The following is an 18,200-nucleotide window of genomic DNA, read 5'->3' as shown; positions in this document are numbered from 1 at the left end:
ATCCTATATACATATCGCATTTATCAAAGACAAAAAGTCGTATTTATTCTCTAAAGGCAGAGGTATGCGGATATCCGTGCCAAGTTCAACAGCTATTATAAAAAAATAATGGATGAAGATGCTCGGATGTTCTGGAGCATCAACAGCAATGACAATGTCGATTTTCCTCAACCAAAGGTTCATGAAAAGGGCGGCGATCAGCGGACTACTGCTAAGGATATAGGAAATACCTATAAAAAGTTATTGTGTGTTGCTTTCGATCTCGCCGCTGTACTGACCAGTTATAGCGACCAATCGGATTACCATTTTGTATACCATGATGATGTGCTTTCCCAACAGGATCCAGGAGTAAAGCATCGTTTGCTAGCGTTGATCCATGACTTATGTCAGAAGTACGATTTGCAATATATCCTTTCTGTGATCAAATCTGATTTGTCGATGGATAAAGCAGATCAACTTATCTTTTTCCCGGTTGACGAAGTAGTTTTGCGACTAGATGACCAAGGGCCCCAAGGTACCTTGTTCGGTTTCGATTTTTAAGCGACATAACTATAAGCGCAGGTTTTGGCTTTAGAAAATAAGTCTTCGGTTGACTAGCCTTTTTATTATCCACTAATTAAAGTTACACTCTCCAGAAACCATAACAAATACGTAACGGAGCAAAATTTTGTGGTTTCAAAAATAGTTCATAAATTGCTTCTGTAAGTCAAAAAAGCACATTTTGCTTCATAATAAGGCGGTTAGGTTAAAAGACTCATAATCTTTTGTTCGATAGCGCTAAATTAGTAGGTTTATCAGCTTTTGAATTCGATATTATGAGGAATGAAATCACATCCTTGTGTTTTGACTATATTGAGGTATGATTAATAAGGTGTTGATTTACAAGGAATTGTTGTTGTTATTTGAAGCTTAAATTTGTTTATTTAATGTTGTCAATTGGAAGTAAAATAAATGTACTCATATTGTACTCGTGTCGATGTAACTATCTGATAATCAATGAATTTAAAGTTCTGTATTGGAAAATAGGTGTTATAAGTAATTGATAATGAGTGTTCAAAAGTTTTTATAATCTATATTGATTGTAGATTTCGGTAAAATTGCCCACTAATTTCTGGAAAATAATTCAGGGAGTGATATCGGTTTACTAAGTATTGTTTGCAATTTTATTGAAGGATCTTAACAGTCTGATATGACGAAAGCTTTATATTTCAATTTTCGTCGTAAGTTTTGTATTTTTACATTGTATCAGCTGCTTAATAATATGTCAGATTTAGAGCTTGAAAATAAGCATGAAAAATATTTGATTACCATCAGAAATCTGAGGGCAAATAATTTCAGTAAAGACCTACCATTCCTTATTCTTTCAGAAAGTCTCCCAGAAGGGCAGGTCTACAAAGAATTTGCTGATGGTCGTATCGAAATCCAGGAAGTAGTGTCTGCCGGAAAAAAATTCAGTACCCGTGTGATTAAAGTTCTTAAAGGAATGCAGGCAGATAGCATCCGTAAAACTTATGGATTACTCTAAGCCAACTCTTTTAGTTATATCCGGCCCTAATGGTGCTGGAAAATCAACTCATATTCAGACCATGCTACCTGATCCATTTGAAGGAATATTTTCTTTTGACAGGGATCAGACTCGTGTATCTTTCGAACTAGAGCTAAAGGCGGCAGGAGTTCTGGAAATAGAAATAGTACCCCGCGCTACTCGCATGATGGAGGAAAAGCTTTTTTTGGAAATGAAAAAGGCAATATCGAACAAGGAACATTTCGTATTAGAGACACCATTGTCACATCCAGATTACTGGAAATACATAGATATGTTTGAGTCAGCTGGATATCAGGTACAGCTTAATTATCTCTGTCTGGATAAGGTAGGGGATTGTATTGGTCGGGTCGAACAAAGAGTTCTTGAAGGTGGGCATCTTGTTAGACCAGATACAATCAAAGGTGTATTTAATGATAATTTGATGCATATCAATAGTCAGTACCAAAGTTTTCAAAGGATAGAACTCTATGACGGAATGTTAGTGCCAACATTGCTTTGTAGTTTGGATAATAATATCGTTGAATATTTGTCTCTCAAAGCACTAAAGAAAACATGGATCAAAAAGGGATTACCTTTATTATATATTCACCTTAAAGACTTCAAAGTTAAATAATTGCTTCGGTAGGATCTACACATACATAAAGTGACTAAAAAAAGTTCTGATTTTGTACCTTATTTGTACCTCGTTTGGCATAAGTAACTGTAAATAAGCATATTGAATATGCTGTATCGGGAAGTAGACCTTAAATAACAACAAACATCCGTTAAGAAAAGAGGCTGATCTGAAGTGAACCCCAAAAGTTTCTGTCTAACTTTTGGGGTTCACTTCAGATCAGCCTCTTGTAAAATCAACTATGTAGAATATTAATAGCCTGTATTTTGTTTCAAAGCTGAAGCCGATCCGGTAGATTCCAGGTCGATCTGCGCTTGCGGCAATGGGTAAACTTCATTCTTATTGGGTGTAAAATGTGCACCGGCCACATCGCTGATGGTTTTACCATCATATCCAAAATAAGTGGCTAGAGACTGTTGGGCGATGCCCCAGCGAACGATATCGAAGAAACGCCCGCCTTCCATAGCTAACTCCAGCTTCCGCTCAAAATAGATAGCTTTTAACGCAAGGCCCTTGTTGCTAAAATAACCGGACGGGTATGTGCTTACCACGTATTTGGCAGCCGGAGCTGCGGTATATCCGCTCATCGGGTTTGCCGGATCTATATAGGAATAAACAAAACCAGCAGGTTTAGCCGCTCTCGCTCTCACCATATTCACATAAGATAATCCCAGATCGCCGGTAGCTAATTGTGCTTTAGCTTCAGCAGCCATCAACAGAACGTCGGCAAAACGGATGATGTTGACCTGATTGGCATTACCCGGTGCCCAGGCATGTGCATCAGCTACAGTGCCTTTTGTTGCCTGGAAATACACGTTCTTTTTGGGGGAATACGGACCTGCTGAGCTTTGTTCACGAATCCAGTTCTGACCTGGATGATTGCCCCAATCCAGATACGGGATGCCACGACGGCCAACGGTCCAGTCCAAACGGGGATCAAGATTGCCGGCATCAAGCGTGAACGCAACGTTTGAAGCGATTCCCTGATCATTTACTAAAGGATGCGTATTATAATCATCCAGGTAAGGAAGGCCCGAACCATCTGTACGGAAAGAGTTGGCCAGATCTTCTGATGGCTGGAAAAATCCGCAGCATCCAAACGGGCTGTTATATGGATAGTTCAACATGTCACCGTTATTCGCCTCACTAATGGTATTGGTACCGTCATTCGCTGCCTGTTGGATAGCAAAAACGGTTTCTTTATTGTTTTTGGTAGATGCATTAAAATTATCGAAATAGTTGTCAGTTAAGCCATATGGTACGCCTGCTGTGTTTTTACCGCTGGTAATAACCTCCGTAAATGTTTTATCGGCATTGGTGTAATCCTTTTGATAGAGGTAAGTTTTAGCAAGGTAAGCACCTGCTGCCCATTTGTTAACCCTGCCAACCTGTGATTGCGTTGCTGGTAAGTTCGCGTAAGCAAATGCGAAATCAGCCACAATCTTAGGCCAGATGTCAGCGGTATTGGGTTGTACAAAATTAGTGGTTGTTTCGTCTACGTAGGGTACATTACCAAACATTTTCTTCAGATCAAAATAATAATGGCCGCGTAAAAACCTGGCCTGGCCGATAATATTAGCTTTATCTGAAGGGGAAATACTGGTAACGTTGCCTACCGCCTTCAGCACATTATTAGCTCTTGTGATACCTTCATAGTCGGCCTTCCACTTACTGTTCAGGAAACCATTGCTGGCGTCAACAGTGAATGTTGCGATGGAATTAATTGCAGGTTGATCAATACCTGAACTGCCCTTGTGTGCATCGCCACCGGCAACACTACCATAGATCCAGTTATCCGGTGATGCTTCCCATGCTGAACCGCCTCCAAAAGCGGTATTGGTGCCAGACTGACCATCTAAAGCCGAATAGGCGCCAATCAATAGCCCATCGACGCCTGATGCCGAAGTGATCTGGGTAGTACTTAAAGCTCCCAGGGCGGGTTGATCAAGCTCAGACTTTTTACAGGAACTTTGAACTATACCAGCTGCTATTAACGCGCAAACTGATAAACGTGTTATATTTTTCATAATGTTTGAATTAGAATTTAAGTTGTACACCTAATAGATAAGTACGGCTTGGCGAATAGTTACCCCTGTCAACACCAAAGTTGGTACTGCTGCTGGTATTGCTGCTGGTACCGCCACCCACAATTTCCGGATCAACACCGGTGTACTTGGTTATTGTGATCAAATTCGCTCCGGAAACGTAAACTCTTAACCTGTCGACACCAATTGATTTCAATAGTTCCGGCTTAAAGGTGTAACCGATTTGAGCGTTCTTTAACCGTAGATATGAGCCGTTTTCTACATAGTAGGAGTTAGGGACGGTATTAGTACTGAATGAGCCGTCAATTTCCTGTATCGGCGCTTTAGCATTCATGTGGGTTGGTGTCCAGGAATCATACAGTGCTGTTTCACTTTTTGCACCGGCAAAGTTGGCATAAAAATCAGTATACCATTTTACATCATTCCATATTTTGTTACCATATGAACCGTACCAGAACATGTTGAAATCAAAATTTTTATAAGTAAAATCGAGATTCAAGCCACCTGTAAATTTAGGATTAGGGTTACCAAGCATTGTACGGTCGTTAGCGTCAATTTTTCCATCACCATTGACATCGGCGTATTTAAAGCGGCCTACGGCGGCATCCGTTTGGTAATTGCCCCCAGCTTTGGCATTAGCAGCATTAATTTCCGCCTGCGAATCCCAGAAACCATCGGTTTTGTAGCCGAAGAATGCGCCAACTGGGCCACCTACCTGGTTACGGATGATTGAACTACCGTTAAAACGACCGGAGTTTTGGTCGAAATACGGCTGACCCACGGTTACCGCTTTAATAATATTATGATAAGTGGTAAAAGTTAACGATGCATTCATTTTCAGGTCATGACCCAGGGATTGATGTGTACCGATAGAGATATCCAGACCTGTATTATTCATGGCGCCTACGTTACTGTAGGGCTGGGTAGCAGAGCCTGCGGTACCGGGAAGATTTGGGTTATACAGCAAACCGGTGATAATTTTTTTATAATAATCGGCGGAAATGTCCCATTTCTGATCGAAAAAGGAAGCGTCAAAACCAACATTCAGGTTTTTATCCAGCTCCCATTTGGCATCGGGATTACCGATGCGGCTTTGAGCAAAACCGGCAACTGTACTGGTAGAGGTACCTGCAATGTCATAATAGGAGTTTAGTTTACTGGCACCAAAAGTTGTGAATGCGTTGGAAGGGTCAACGTTGATCTGGTTACCCAATACTCCATAACCACCGCGGATTTTGAAATCGTTTATCCAGCTGATGCTTTTCATAAAGTTTTCCTGCGATATGCGGTAACCGGCACTGACAGCCGGGAACCATCCATACTGATACGTAAGGAACCTGGAAGAACCATCCCTGCGCAACGTCGCATTCAAAAGAAACTTGTTATTATATGTATAATCCAGACGGGCAATAAGCGATTGTATTTTATCTCTTTCAATAGTGCTATAGGCAGTTGGTGTGCCGGTACCAGTAGATATGGTTGTATAGTTAGGATCGAAAGTGAAATAACCTGTATTAGTTGCGCCTAATGTTTCATACCTGTTTTTGTAACTCTCCGTACCTACTAATAATTTTACATCGTGTTTACCGATGATCTGGTGATAGGTCAGGGTGTTTGTCCAGGTGTAATTATAGCCGTTATAAGAGTTTTCACCGTAAGTATTGGTAGTATTGTTTTCAGAGTTTTCATATTCCGGATAGGTGAAGTTATGATTGTAATCTGAATAAGATTCGCCGCCAAACTGGGTCCGTAATGTAAAGTGTTGCAGGAGGTCTACTTCTGCAAATACATTACCAAATAGCCTGGTATTGGCTCCATAGTTATTGGCAGTACGTTGCTGTATGGCTACCGGATTACGCGCGTTACCTAAGTTCGCGGTATTTGAACCTGCGTAATTTCCAGCGATGTCATATACCGGGATAATAGGTTGCTCGCGAAAGGACATGCCTATGCCTGAACCTTCGTCATTCTCATTGATCAGCGGGTTCTCGGTTAGGGAATACGATAAGTTTTCACCTACCCTGATATGCTTGTTAATATTGAAGCTGGTATTGGCTCTAACGGTGTAACGCTTATCGTAAGTGTCAATTAGGGTACCTTTTTGATTGTAGTAGTTCATAGAGAACAAATACGAAGCCACGTCAGAATTGCCGCTTAAAGAAACATTATGACTTTGTATAGGGGCAGATTTAAAGATCTGGTGATACCAGTCGGTACCGGCTTTGTTCGATTGTGCGATACGGTAAAATCCTGAGGGGTCGCCGGAAGTATAAAATGGATTAACGTTATACTTAGACGGATCAACTGCGGCATCACCGGCATGGATTCCGTAAGGATTATTTGGCCCTGCACTGATATAGTCTGGTAACACGTTACCATTAGGACCATAAAGATTACTGCTCAGGTCAACAGGAATACCTTTTAACGCAGCTGTATTAGTAAGCGCCAATGTTCTTAAGCTGGTCATCTCCTGTGGATTCAGCAAATTGTATACATTGCCTCCTTTAGGCACCTGGACACCATAGTAGGCATCATAGGAAATACTTACTTTACCTGTACCTTTTTTCGTGGTGATCACAATTACACCATTTGCAGCCCGCGCACCATAAATAGACGCTGAACTTGCATCCTTCAATACCTGCATACTGGCTACATCGTTTGGATTAAGATCGCTTACATTGGTTGTAGGTACGCCGTCAACTACATATAATGGCTGGTTATTCCCAAAAGTATTAGCTCCTCTGATCTTCACAGATGGGTTTTCACCTGGCTGACCGGATGAAATAACCGTAACACCTGCAGCCTGTCCTTGTAACTGATTTTCAACAGAGGATGTTGGCTGCCTGCTAGCGACGGCCATGTCAACTACAGCTACCGCACCAACCAGATCCTTCTTGCGCTGGCTGCCGTAACCTGTAACAACTATTTCATTTAATGAATTATTGCCCGCTTTTAAAGTGATCATCAATAAGGGCTCGCTACCTACAGGTACATCCTGGGTCAGGTAGCCGATGTAGGATACCACCAGTGTACTACCTGGGCTTAAACTGAGGCTAAAATTACCGTTAACGTCCGTTACCGTTCCGGATGCAGCGCCTTTGACTCGTACAGAAGCACCCAGAATGGGCAATTTATCATCGCTTCCGATAACTTTCCCCTTGTACTTTGTTTGCGCTGTAACTGCCAGCGAAGATACCAGGCAGCATAAGAGCACGCCCAGAAAACTTCTTTTTAGGAGTAAACTTTTAAACATGAATTTGAGATTTAGTTGGTTATATATTTGGTTTATTTAATTGCGAACAGAATTGTTATAATAGTTTGATCAGTGGTTAATTAATATATGTCGGATCTCAACTTGGAACGTAGCTCTTAACCATTTCTAAAGGGATATCGCGATCAATAAACTCAAATGACATGATGCCTTAATGTCTTGTGCAAACTTGTGGTAGGAAAAAAGAATATGCAGAAAATAAAGAAATAAGAATAATCTTCATTTCATACATTTTGATTTTTGAGTAAATATTTGGTTAGTTAATTTCGTGAGAGGGTAAACTAATATCGTTTACCTGGAGAGGTTAATGGTCATACAGTTTTTTCTATTTGGTTAGAAGTGTAACATTTTTTTTACACTAACCCAAATCTATTATTTAAATTAATCGCTTGTACATAAAATGTTAAAAAACGTTAATATAATTTATAACCATTTGATATATAAAGTATTAAAATTTTTAGTAAATTATAGATGATTCTTTTTTGGCTTTTTATTATGTTTTTTTGACCGTTGTTTTTAAATGCTTTTATTAGTGTGTAAGACACATTATTAAGCCGTTTCACTATAGTGTGTATGATACACTTTGGTAAAATAGTACCATAGTGTCTTTTAGGTTAATTATTGGGGGTTTTTTTGTTTGCATGCTAAATTGTTTAACCTTTCTTGTGAAGTTTATTCTTAACGACAGTTAAAAATGTTGATGATAGATCTGGATCATCCCGGAGATATATAGGACTTTTACTTTCTTTCCAGTATCGGTATAGGGCACCCTATAATAATCAAGAATGAGGCGAAAAGTTATAGTTAGCTCAATCATTATCCTTTTATTTGTTTTAGCTACACTATATATGGCGATGGGTCTAATACTTCTCCGGACATTATTCGATTTGGCTTTCCATTTCCAATCCAGGAAACTTTTACAGGACAATCTTTCGACCCGAATATTCAACGGGAAAACTTTTTCTATTATAATTTATTTGGTGATATTTTAATTTTAACGCTTATGATCTTTATCGTTAATACTATCGTTACAGTATACATTCAAAATAGACAGACTAAAAAACCTCTATATGAGGCATATAGGTAAATAACTAAAAGTTGTTTACTGAGGTTTAGCCGGGTGCAAGAGTAGGCAAAAAATAAAGTAAGAACATACTGATATGCTGCATAGACAATCATTATTACTAATCCGTGACCTGCACGGACTTCCATGATACTTATCTTTACAAGTAAACAATTGATCTATTGATGAAGAAAATAGGATTTTTATCATTCGGGCATTGGTCTGACCATCCCGCATACGATGCTCGTACCGCGGGCGACACCTTGCTGCAGTCCATCGATCTGGCTGTTGCTGCGGAAGAAATAGGTTTGGATGGTGCCTATTTTCGGGTTCACCATTTTGCGCGACAATTAGCTTCGCCATTTCCTTTACTTTCTGCAATTGGCGCCAGGACCAGCAAAATAGAGATCGGTACAGGCGTCATCGATATGCGTTATGAGAACCCGATGTATATGGTGGAAGATGCCGGCTCTGCTGACCTGATCTCTGGCGGACGTTTACAATTAGGCCTCAGCCGTGGTTCACCCGAGCAGGTTATCGAAGGGTGGCGCTATTTCGGTTATGGCCCTGCCGAGGGTGAAACTGACGCCGATATGGGACGACAAAAGGCTTTACAGTTTTTAGATAAATTAAAAGGTGTAGGATTTGCTCAGCCTAACCCTCAACCAATGTTTCCCAACCCGCCAGGCTTGTTACGCCTGGAGCCGCATTCCGATGGATTGCGGGAACGTATCTGGTGGGGAGCTGCTTCTAATGCAACTGCGGTTTGGGCGGCCGAGAACGGCATGAACCTGCAAAGTTCTACTTTAAAAATGGATGAAAGCGGCAAACCTTTTCATATCCAGCAGGCAGAACAAATCAGATTGTATAAAGAAGCCTGGGCAAAAGCCGGTCACCAACGCGAACCAAGAGTTTCGGTAAGCCGCTCCATTTTTGCACTGATAACTGAGCAGGACAGACGTTACTTTGGACAGCAAGGAAAAGGCAGCGATAGCTTTGGTTACATTGAAGCTGATCAGCGGGCAGTCTTCGGAAAGAGTTATGCAGCAGAACCCGATCAGCTCATCAGGGACCTGGTTCAGGACGAAGCAATACAAGAAGCAGATACGTTACTCTTAACCATACCGAACACTTTAGGTGTTGACTACAATATCCATGTTCTATCTTCAATCCTGGAGCATGTTGCCCCCGCACTTGGCTGGCGATAAATAAGCTTGCCACCATAATTACCATTAAAAAGTCGGATGTTTTGATGGTAATTATGTTAATAATATAGCTTGTTAATTATGGTAGAAAAATTGATCAACAGCATCCGATATTTAATTGACTTAACCCAGGAAGAGGAAGAGTCCATTAAGCGGCTCTTTAAATTAAAGGAGATTAAAAAAGGTGACTTCTTTTTGGCAGATGGTCAGGTTTGTAAGCATGCGGGCTTTATTGTAAAGGGACTGATACGATATTATATTAATCACGATGGGGAAGAAAAAACATACGACTTTGGACAAGAAAATAATTTTGTTTGCAACTACGAAAGTTTTCTGCCGCAAACACCATCAACAAAGATTATTCAGGCCTTAGAGGATTGTGAAATATTGCAGATCTCCTATTCCGACCTACAGGTATTTTATCAATCTGTCAGAGGGGGAGAACGCTTTGGCAGGCTGGTCATTGAACAGGTGTTTGTACAGTTGTTACAAGCCCTTAGTTCGTTATACACGGATATCCCTGAATATCGCTATAAAAAACTATTAAAGGAACATCCTGACTTGCTGCAAAGAGTTTCCCAATACCATATTGCATCCTATGTAGGCGTAAAGCCGCAATCACTGAGCCGTATCCGCAAAAGAATTTCTGCTGAAAAATGATTTGTTAACCCAGGTGCATGAATCCTGCATTGAGGGGATGGATATTTGTGTCATCATTTAAAACAAAGATTTTATGACACAGAAAATTTCTATTGCAATCGCTTTCCTGACTGGGTTGGGAATGATCTTCATCGGGACCAGGTTCCTTCTGGCACCCGAAATAGCAACAGCCGGTTACGGCATACATTTTAATGCACATGGCGATTACTCCTTTGATTATATTAAAGGCATTCGTGATGTGTTTTCGGGTCTACTGATGTGCATCTTCGTCCTGACTAGACAAACAAAAGCATTGGGGATTACGCTGGCAGTGGGAACAATTATTCCGACCACCGATATGCTGATTGTTTTAAACAAAGATTATAATGGCATCGCACAAGCTATCCCTCATATCACTGCAATTATCATTTGCGCCGCAGTCGGAACGATTTTATTAACCTATAAAACCTCAAACAAAGCGATATGAAAACGCAGGGAAACATTAAACTGACGAGTTCAGCAAAAACCAGTAAAGAAAGTGTTATTGAGTTTAATATCGTTCCAAATGAAAAGACACCCTGGCATTACCACACACTTTTTTCAGAGACCTTTGAAATACTGGAAGGTACATTGGAAGTTGGGGTAAATAACCAGGTTCATCAATTGGTAAAAGGCGACAGGGTAACCATCAAACCCAACGAGAAACATTACTTCAATAACATTTCAAAAGACGAATGTTTAATTTTGGTGACCATAAGCCCGGGTAATGAAAATTTTGAAAACGCGCTTCTAATATCCAAAGGTCTTGCAAGAGATGGCCTGGCAAGTGCTGCAGGAACACCGAAAAAATTAACTGACCTTGCTTTGTTCGTTTATTTAAACAATTCAAAAATGGTTGGACTGCAAAAAATTGCGGAACCTCTTTTTAATTTCCTTGCAGCAAGAGCTATTAAAAAAGGACGTTTGAAAGAACTGGAACTTAAATATTTTTGAGAGATAGATTTAGGCAATATTGCATCATTGAAAAGAAGGGAATTTAGTTCGCTTCTTTTCAAATTTATTTGTACCCCTAACCAGGCAATTATCTGATTATAATATTTTGTATCGGAAAGTAATTAAGAGTGTTAGAATATTTGTTGAACTATTTTAACATTCTGCCAACTTCTAATCATTTTTTGTCCCAAAGCCTCTTGGTAATCACCTGGCCGATTACTTTTTCCCTATAATTTCGGCTGATTGGTATTTTACTGTTTTGAATACAGATCTCATTACCTTCTATGCTGTCAATTTTGCCAATTGCTACAATATAGGATTTGTGAACGCGGATAAAGGATTGTTCTGAAAGATTTTCTTCCAGGTTTTTTAAAGAAAGAATGGTTAGATATTTGCCTTTTAGGGTATAGATAATCACATAATTCTGCATCCCCTCAACGTACAGAATATCTTCTAATGGGATCTTTTCATACTTACTGCCACATTTTATAAAGAAATAATCCTGTTTTTCAGTTTTGTTAAGATCAGTTACACCGGGCTTCATTAGCAGAAGGTGATAGTCTCTCGCTTTTCTTGCTGCTTTAAAAAATCGTTCAAAGGTGATAGGTTTGAGCAGGTAATCCAGTACATCTAACTGGAAACCTTCCAGCGCATAAGAAGGAAAAGCTGTTGTGATGATCACCATTGGTGTTTTTTGTGCTATTTTTAGAAAATCGAGCCCATTCATTTTTGGCATTTGTATGTCCAGGAAAATCAAATCTACCGGAGTTTGGTCCAGTAAATCTAACAGTTCAAGTGGGTTTTCACAGGTTGCTGTCAGATGCAGAAAATCAACCTCCCTCACATAGTTGGACAAGCCTTCCCGGGCCAGGGGTTCGTCATCAACAATCACACAGTTAATTATAGCATTATTCATATGGAGGTCATTTGCATTGCCGGTGAAAATTGAAGCATTTCAAGTGAAAGTTTAAGCCTGACCTCAAATTTTTCACCTTCATTTTTAATATCCAGCTCATATGCGCCCGCATAGAGTAGGTCCAGTCTTCTTTTTACATTGTTTAAACCGATACCGCCATACTTTACTACATCATTGCCTGTATATTCTGAAGTGCTGTTTGCAATATAAAGGTCCAATTGCTGTTGATGCTGCGTTAGTTTGATGCTGATCCAGTTCGGCTTGGCGGCATGAGCCGATACGTGCTTAAAGGCATTTTCAACAAAAGTCATTAATATAAATGGAGCGATACCTAGCTGATCGGTATAAAAAGTCTCCAAATGGATATTAGTCTCTATCTGTGTGTTATGCCTTAGTTTTTCCAGTTCGATAAAATTTTCCAGATAACTGATCTCCTTATGTAAAGGAATCTGATGATCATTGCATTCATAAAGCTGATGACGTAATAATTCGGAGAATTTGGCCAGCGATGCAGAGGCCATATCCGGATTTTTATGAATCAGGAAGAAGATAGAATTGATACTGTTAAAGAGAAAATGCGGATTGAACTGGTGTTTTAAGAATTTAAGTTCAGTCTCCAGTTTTTCCTTTTCAAGCAGTTGCTTCCTTCTTTCGGTTTGCAGCCAATTTTTTGTCAGTTTGATACTCATGGCCAGCGTGATACTGGCTATAGTTGAAGGGATAGCCTCGCCAAGGCAATTGTAAAAGCTGCCGTAGGTCTGCGCAAAGGTTTTGTCAAAAAAAGAAGCGCTTAAATAATAGCCGGGAGTGATGAGCAAAGAAGTGCCCGCTATAGTTATCAAAAGAAAGAGAATATATAAGGCAAACCTGCTTTTTTCCAGGTAGCGCGGAATCAGAAAATATAAATTGAAGTAAACCGCTATCGCCTGGAAAACAACATAGAAGGAGAATTTAATAATTGATGCAGAGAAAAGTAAGATACCAGCTGCTTTTAAGGGGTTGCCTATAGCAATTGACCACCAGGTAAAATGGTAAATGCACCAAAATGGAATATGGTACAACTTATTTCTGATCAGCCAGTTCCGGTTTAATTGAGTGGTGGGCATAGTTAAAGATACAGCTAATTGCATAAATTTTGCAGTATGTAGATCAATAGGCATAAATAATTGACCAAATGCATTTACTGGCGTATAACAGGAAAGTGGCTCTTTTTTATAGTTTTCTAGCCGGTTAATTCCCGTTTATTGCATTTGATCAGTTATACGTCTCCCATGGTCAATCCAATTTTTGAGGGATAGCTGTAAAACATTCTTTTGGTGCAAAATCATTATTATGAGAGCCATCATTATTTCCCTGAGTCTATATTGTTTTTGTCAGAATGCTTCTGGACAGGTAACAGGAAAAGTTGCCGATAGCCTGCAGGTTCCAGCCTCAAAGCAATTGGGGCAGGTTGTTATTCGAGGTAGTAAACCCTTGTTTCAGCAACGTGCGGGTGGCGTAGTCGTGAATGTGCAAAACAGCCTGTTGACTAAAGGAAGTTCAGTGCTGCAGGTTTTGGAACGTTCGCCGGGAGTAGTGATCGATCCGAGGAACAATACCATAGCCTTAAACGGGAAAACCGGTGTAATGGTTATGCTGGATGGTAAACTGATCAGGCTTTCCATTGCGCAGGTTGTTGATTTGCTAAATAACATGAATGCAGATAACATTGCTCAGATAGAGTTGCTTTCTACTCCTCCTGCTAATTATGATGCTGACGGGAATGCCGGACTGATCAATATCGTAACCAGGAAAAATAAACAAAAAGGTACAAGTGGTTCTTTAAGTATGAATAGCGGTTATGGCAAAGGAGAAAAGGCCGGTCTGAGCATGAGTTTAAACTATAACAGGACTAAGGTTAACTGGTATGGTTCCTACGTCTATACCCACGAAAAAACTTTTGGTGAAATGCTGGCCGAAGGAACAGAGAATGTACTTGCTATAGGTGGACAAACCAGGTTTAGCTATCTCGGAACAAGCAAACCTGTAACTAATTACCACAATGCAATTGCGGGTTTTAATGCTATCCTTTCTCCTCAAATTACGATAGATGGCAGTGTCAATTATACAAATAGCCTTAACTACAGTCACCATCTTAACCGGGGTACCTATATGATGAAACCAGATTCAGTCTTGTTATTTAATTCTATTATCAATGGAAGGAGCAGTGGACAAAATGTAACCGGTAGTTTAAGTATGGAGAAGATCATTGAAAAGGGAGAGAAGATTAGTTTGGGACTTGATTATATTGTTTATAAAAGTAATGGGAACACTGCTGTGCAAAGTTCTTTCGTAGATAATCATGGAAACCCGGCAGGAACAACGGATAGTTTGTATGCACCTTTGCAGAGAAACTTTGCCAACACAGACATTAATGTAAAAGTTGCCAAGCTGGATTACTCGAAACAGTTTAGCCCTGATTGGAAATTAGAAAGCGGTATAAAAGGGACGTATACCAGTAATAACGGGGTATCAGGGATAGAAAATCTCGTTGGTGATCAATGGGTAAACCCTTTGCCGGAATCCGGCAATCTGTTGATCAGGGAAACTATCGCAGCTGCTTATCTATCCGTTAATATACAACCGGATAGCGTAACGAGTCTGATTGTTGGTGCAAGGTACGAATATTCGAATAACCGGGCAGAGAATGAGGTGAACCACAGCAATACGCTCAACCGCAATCTGTCAAAACTGTTCCCGAATATTTTCTTTAGCAGGAAACTAGATGGCAATACAGAACTGCAATTATCCTACACCAGGCGGATCAGCAGGCCTTCCTATAATGACCTTGCCTCATATATTAACTACAATGATCCCGTTTCTGTTTTTACGGGTAATCCATTACTAAAACCAGGGCTTACCGATAACGTGAAATTTGCTTATAATTACCGCGCTTACTCTTTTTCTCTTCTTGCCAGCAGGGACAGCGATCCGATTGCACAAGGGCAGGTGGTCAGCGGGCCTTCCAAACAGCTGGTTTATATTTCCCCGCAGAATATATCATGGCAAAATAATATTATTCTTCAAGCCAATTTACCCTTCAGAATAACTGACTGGTGGAAAATGAGCTATAGCTTTGCAGGAGGATGGAGAAAGTTCAGGCTTGATTATACTTTAGTGCCGGTTGAAAAGTCTTATTACAGTTACACGCTGAATTACAATCAATCATTTGCCCTTCCCAGGCTTTTCTCCCTTGAACTTTCTGGTTATTACAACTCTTTATCTTATTATGGCGCTCAGGAAATCAAGGGAATGGGTACAGTAAATATGGGGATCAAAAAAGAACTAGGGAATAATAAGGGAAGCTTTCAGCTATCGGTAGCTGATGTATTCAGGTCGCTCACCTACAGAAGTTATATTGGAAGGCTAACCAGGGATGCCTTCGATTCCAATGTTAATCTGAGCTATAGCAGTGAAACAAGCAGGTTTCCTGTTTTCAGGCTGGTCTATTCCCGTTCGTTTGGTTCTAATGGCGTAAAGAACGAAAGAAGATCAGATAGCGGTGCAAAAGATGAACGTCAGCGGATAGGGAATTAATTACCTTTTACTGATTTTATTGGAGCTGATTTGTCTCTGTCTGCTACACCTGAATCTGTTGGGCAAACTTTCATCGGGTTTCCTATGTTTAGTTTTTCGACCTTGTACGCGCTCACGCCACAATCTAAAACTTGATGCTTTCATTTCCCTGCGCATTAGTCCAATGACCTGCTGTTCGCCAATTCCAAATTGAAGTTTAATGACATCAAATGAAGTTCGGTCTTCCCAGGCCATTTCTATAATTCGATCTGTTGCTACGGCGTCGAATATCTTAGGTTCGTTCATAAAGCTGGTTAATTTAGAGTCAGATTTTGAGATTTGCAGGATGATCCCGTCATCCAAATCTGTGACCTTTAAACAAATATGGCGCCACAATATTTCAAACTTTAAGAATAAATAGGATAGTAATCATTTATCAGTAAATTTCAATAAAGCAGGTCAATAGTCATCCCAATTGACCGCTCGCATTTTTTTATTTTGGTTACGGATGTCCTTGATTTGGTTATGACTACCGTATGTTGAATGCCCACTTTTGTTCAATCATTAAACATAATTTTATGGAAAGTCAGATTGAATCATCATCAAATAACCAGCCTGTTGCGCTGGTCACTGGTGCCAACCAGGGCGTAGGTTTTCAGATCGCCAAAGCGCTTGCAGACAATGGTTATCTTGTTTATGTCGGTTCGCGTAAGCTGAGCAACGGAGAAAAGGCTGCGGCTGAGATCGGTGGTACAGCACATGCGATCCAGCTGGATGTAACCCAGCAATCAACCATCAGCGCAGCGGTGGCACATATCGAGGCAGCATCCGGACGCCTGGACGTGCTGGTAAACAATGCAGCTGTATCACATGCCGGCAAACCTGGCCGCACCTTAGAAGAAACAACGGAGGACGGCAAAGCTTCCACTGCATCGCTTGAAGAGGTACGGACCGTTTGGGAAACGAATGTATTCGGAGTGATTGCGGTGACCCAGGCAACATTGCCTTTGCTTCGCAAATCAAAGGCAGCCCGTATTGTTAATGTATCAAGCGGCCTGGGCTCTTTAACCTGGATAACTGATCCTGCTTGCTGGGCAAAGGAACATTTCGGCATTGTTTATGCCGCCTCCAAAACGGCACTTAATGCCGTAACCGTTGCCTTTGCTATAGAGCTGGAAAAGGAAAATATCAAGGTGAACGCAGTCAGCCCGGGTTTTACGGCCACAGCACTGAATAACTTCCAGGGTACCGATACGGTTGAGGTAGGCTCACGTGAACCTATCCGTGTGGCACTGGAAACAGATGGTCCAACCGCTACTTTTACGGGGCCTGAAGGACCGTTTCCCTGGTAATCACAGGTCAATACTTAAATGCAACCTTATTTATGACCGATGGCCTCAATCGCCCTCGGTTATAATTTATTATCTTTAAACATGAAAACTGAAATACCGAAAGTCAGTAAGTTGGAATCTATATCAGAAATTCACCGTATGCTGGGGCTTCCGGGGCCTGTCCATCCATTAATCAGCTTGATGGATGCTACGGAAGGGCAAATCGACATGTGCAGACTTCCTGTTAGTTATGTGACAAGTTTCTATAAAATCTCTTTCATTACCAAACTAGGCGGAAAGTTTAAGTATGGTCAGGGTTATTACGATTTTGATGAAGGAAGCTTATTATTCACGGCTCCCAACCAGATTATGGGTGGTACAGAAAAATATGAGGACAATGCAGGTTATTCACTGATCATCCATCCGGATTTTCTGCAAGGTTATCCATTGGCTGGAAAAATTAAAAGTTATGGTTTCTTCTCGTATGCAAGCAATGAAGCATTACACCTTTCCGAGCAGGAATGGACAACCATATTGTCCATATTTTCCATCGTTCAAAAGGAGCTAAACAGTCGTATAGATGACTTCAGCCACGAAGTTATTATTGCGCAGATCGAATTGTTATTGAGTTATGCCAAGCGCTTTTATAAGCGCCAGTTTTTAACCCGGCAAGTGATTAACAATGAGCTGCTTCAGCAGCTGGAAGAATTGCTGAATGGTTATTTTAATGAAGAAAAACCGATTGTTCATGGCATACCGACAGTCCAGTACCTGGCAGAGCAGTTGAATTATACGCCCAATTACTTAAGTGATATGTTACGTTCGCTCACCGGATTGAATGCACAACAGCATATTCACCAAAAACTGATCGAAAGATCAAAAGAATTATTGTCTGCCACTAACCTGACTATCAGTGAAGTGGCTTACAGGTTGGGCTTTGAACATCCACAGTCTTTCAGCAGATTGTTCAAGATTAAAACAAGGGTTTCTCCTGTGCAATTCAGATCGGCTTTTAATTGATTG

General features: G+C 40.5%; 15 protein-coding genes. 10 read left to right on the top strand and 5 right to left on the bottom strand.

Translation table 11 applies throughout. From position 1 onward, the window contains the following. Nucleotides 1-108: 108 nt before the first annotated feature. From GSQ84_RS14630 to GSQ84_RS14620, 3 genes are all read left to right on the top strand, one after another. A complete protein-coding gene (locus GSQ84_RS14630; RefSeq protein WP_158798014.1) occupies nt 109-540 on the top strand; it encodes a DUF2326 domain-containing protein in 432 nt (143 codons plus the stop codon). 721 nt (nt 541-1,261) lie between these two features. Next, nucleotides 1,262-1,525 carry a hypothetical protein gene (locus tag GSQ84_RS14625; protein ID WP_158798013.1) on the top strand — a complete coding sequence of 88 codons (264 nt, stop codon included), beginning with the start codon at nt 1,262-1,264 and terminating at the stop codon, nt 1,523-1,525. Further along, a complete protein-coding gene (locus GSQ84_RS14620) occupies nt 1,512-2,159 on the top strand; it encodes a zeta toxin family protein (RefSeq protein WP_158798012.1) in 648 nt (215 codons plus the stop codon). The genes GSQ84_RS14625 and GSQ84_RS14620 overlap by 14 nt, the downstream gene beginning before the upstream one ends. A gap of 251 nt (nt 2,160-2,410) precedes the next feature. On the opposite strand, the gene GSQ84_RS14615 is transcribed toward GSQ84_RS14620, so the two are convergent. Further along, nucleotides 2,411-4,186 carry a RagB/SusD family nutrient uptake outer membrane protein gene (locus GSQ84_RS14615; RefSeq protein WP_158798011.1) on the bottom strand — a complete coding sequence of 592 codons (1,776 nt, stop codon included), beginning with the start codon at nt 4,184-4,186 and terminating at the stop codon, nt 2,411-2,413. A 10-nt stretch (nt 4,187-4,196) separates the two neighbouring features. After that, the gene (locus GSQ84_RS14610) at nt 4,197-7,457 is read right to left on the bottom strand and encodes a TonB-dependent receptor (protein ID WP_158798010.1); all 3,261 of its coding nucleotides are present in this window, start codon (nt 7,455-7,457) and stop codon (nt 4,197-4,199) included. Between the two features lie 1,266 nt (nt 7,458-8,723). Between GSQ84_RS14610 and GSQ84_RS14605 the strand changes: the two genes are divergently transcribed. From GSQ84_RS14605 to GSQ84_RS14590, 4 genes are all read left to right on the top strand, one after another. After that, nucleotides 8,724-9,746 carry an LLM class flavin-dependent oxidoreductase gene (locus GSQ84_RS14605; protein ID WP_158798009.1) on the top strand — a complete coding sequence of 341 codons (1,023 nt, stop codon included), beginning with the start codon at nt 8,724-8,726 and terminating at the stop codon, nt 9,744-9,746. A gap of 78 nt (nt 9,747-9,824) precedes the next feature. After that, the gene (locus tag GSQ84_RS14600) at nt 9,825-10,403 is read left to right on the top strand and encodes a Crp/Fnr family transcriptional regulator (RefSeq protein ID WP_158798008.1); all 579 of its coding nucleotides are present in this window, start codon (nt 9,825-9,827) and stop codon (nt 10,401-10,403) included. Between the two features lie 73 nt (nt 10,404-10,476). Then, entirely contained in the window at nt 10,477-10,869 is a 393-nt protein-coding gene (locus GSQ84_RS14595; protein WP_158798007.1) for a DUF4267 domain-containing protein, read from the top strand. Then, nucleotides 10,866-11,375, top strand: coding sequence for a cupin domain-containing protein (locus tag GSQ84_RS14590; protein ID WP_158798006.1), 510 nt, complete (start codon nt 10,866-10,868; stop codon nt 11,373-11,375). The genes GSQ84_RS14595 and GSQ84_RS14590 overlap by 4 nt, the downstream gene beginning before the upstream one ends. Before the next feature lie 175 nt (nt 11,376-11,550). On the opposite strand, the gene GSQ84_RS14585 is transcribed toward GSQ84_RS14590, so the two are convergent. Beyond that, nucleotides 11,551-12,291: a LytTR family DNA-binding domain-containing protein gene (locus GSQ84_RS14585; protein WP_158798005.1), complete on the bottom strand. Its 741-nt coding sequence runs from the start codon at nt 12,289-12,291 to the stop codon at nt 11,551-11,553. Continuing rightward, on the bottom strand, nt 12,288-13,421 hold the full coding sequence (locus tag GSQ84_RS14580) for a sensor histidine kinase (protein ID WP_216848936.1): 1,134 nt from the start codon (nt 13,419-13,421) through the stop codon (nt 12,288-12,290). The genes GSQ84_RS14585 and GSQ84_RS14580 overlap by 4 nt, the downstream gene beginning before the upstream one ends. A gap of 202 nt (nt 13,422-13,623) precedes the next feature. Between GSQ84_RS14580 and GSQ84_RS14575 the strand changes: the two genes are divergently transcribed. Next, on the top strand, nt 13,624-15,867 hold the full coding sequence (locus GSQ84_RS14575; protein WP_158798004.1) for a TonB-dependent receptor domain-containing protein: 2,244 nt from the start codon (nt 13,624-13,626) through the stop codon (nt 15,865-15,867). On the opposite strand, the gene GSQ84_RS14570 is transcribed toward GSQ84_RS14575, so the two are convergent. Beyond that, nucleotides 15,868-16,152 carry a TIGR03643 family protein gene (locus GSQ84_RS14570; RefSeq protein ID WP_158798003.1) on the bottom strand — a complete coding sequence of 95 codons (285 nt, stop codon included), beginning with the start codon at nt 16,150-16,152 and terminating at the stop codon, nt 15,868-15,870. 272 nt (nt 16,153-16,424) lie between these two features. Between GSQ84_RS14570 and GSQ84_RS14565 the strand changes: the two genes are divergently transcribed. Together GSQ84_RS14565 and GSQ84_RS14560 are read left to right on the top strand one after the other, a co-directional pair. Beyond that, nucleotides 16,425-17,198: an SDR family NAD(P)-dependent oxidoreductase gene (locus tag GSQ84_RS14565; RefSeq protein WP_158798002.1), complete on the top strand. Its 774-nt coding sequence runs from the start codon at nt 16,425-16,427 to the stop codon at nt 17,196-17,198. Nucleotides 17,199-17,279: 81 nt separating this feature from the next. Further along, nucleotides 17,280-18,197 (top strand): AraC family transcriptional regulator, encoded by a 918-nt coding sequence (locus GSQ84_RS14560; protein ID WP_158798001.1) that lies wholly within the window; start codon nt 17,280-17,282, stop codon nt 18,195-18,197. The last annotated feature ends 3 nt before the right edge of the window (nt 18,198-18,200 follow it).

Source organism: Pedobacter sp. L105 (assembly GCF_009765875.1).
Lineage (GTDB): Bacteria > Bacteroidota > Bacteroidia > Sphingobacteriales > Sphingobacteriaceae > Pedobacter.
This window is presented reverse-complemented; position numbering and strand designations above follow the sequence as displayed.

Excerpts from the sequence above, each read along its gene's own strand:
- GSQ84_RS14575 (WP_158798004.1), top strand. The coding sequence starts at position 13,624 with ATGAGAGCCATCATTATTTCCCTGAGTCTATATTGTTTTTGTCAGAAT.
- GSQ84_RS14570 (WP_158798003.1), bottom strand. The coding sequence starts at position 16,152 with ATGAACGAACCTAAGATATTCGACGCCGTAGCAACAGATCGAATTATA.
- GSQ84_RS14615 (WP_158798011.1), bottom strand. The coding sequence starts at position 4,186 with ATGAAAAATATAACACGTTTATCAGTTTGCGCGTTAATAGCAGCTGGT.
- GSQ84_RS14610 (WP_158798010.1), bottom strand. The coding sequence starts at position 7,457 with ATGTTTAAAAGTTTACTCCTAAAAAGAAGTTTTCTGGGCGTGCTCTTA.
- GSQ84_RS14605 (WP_158798009.1), top strand. The coding sequence starts at position 8,724 with ATGAAGAAAATAGGATTTTTATCATTCGGGCATTGGTCTGACCATCCC.
- GSQ84_RS14630 (WP_158798014.1), top strand. The coding sequence starts at position 109 with ATGGATGAAGATGCTCGGATGTTCTGGAGCATCAACAGCAATGACAAT.
- GSQ84_RS14585 (WP_158798005.1), bottom strand. The coding sequence starts at position 12,291 with ATGAATAATGCTATAATTAACTGTGTGATTGTTGATGACGAACCCCTG.
- GSQ84_RS14590 (WP_158798006.1), top strand. The coding sequence starts at position 10,866 with ATGAAAACGCAGGGAAACATTAAACTGACGAGTTCAGCAAAAACCAGT.
- GSQ84_RS14595 (WP_158798007.1), top strand. The coding sequence starts at position 10,477 with ATGACACAGAAAATTTCTATTGCAATCGCTTTCCTGACTGGGTTGGGA.
- GSQ84_RS14560 (WP_158798001.1), top strand. The coding sequence starts at position 17,280 with ATGAAAACTGAAATACCGAAAGTCAGTAAGTTGGAATCTATATCAGAA.
- GSQ84_RS14625 (WP_158798013.1), top strand. The coding sequence starts at position 1,262 with ATGTCAGATTTAGAGCTTGAAAATAAGCATGAAAAATATTTGATTACC.
- GSQ84_RS14580 (WP_216848936.1), bottom strand. The coding sequence starts at position 13,421 with ATGCAATTAGCTGTATCTTTAACTATGCCCACCACTCAATTAAACCGG.
- GSQ84_RS14565 (WP_158798002.1), top strand. The coding sequence starts at position 16,425 with ATGGAAAGTCAGATTGAATCATCATCAAATAACCAGCCTGTTGCGCTG.
- GSQ84_RS14600 (WP_158798008.1), top strand. The coding sequence starts at position 9,825 with ATGGTAGAAAAATTGATCAACAGCATCCGATATTTAATTGACTTAACC.
- GSQ84_RS14620 (WP_158798012.1), top strand. The coding sequence starts at position 1,512 with ATGGATTACTCTAAGCCAACTCTTTTAGTTATATCCGGCCCTAATGGT.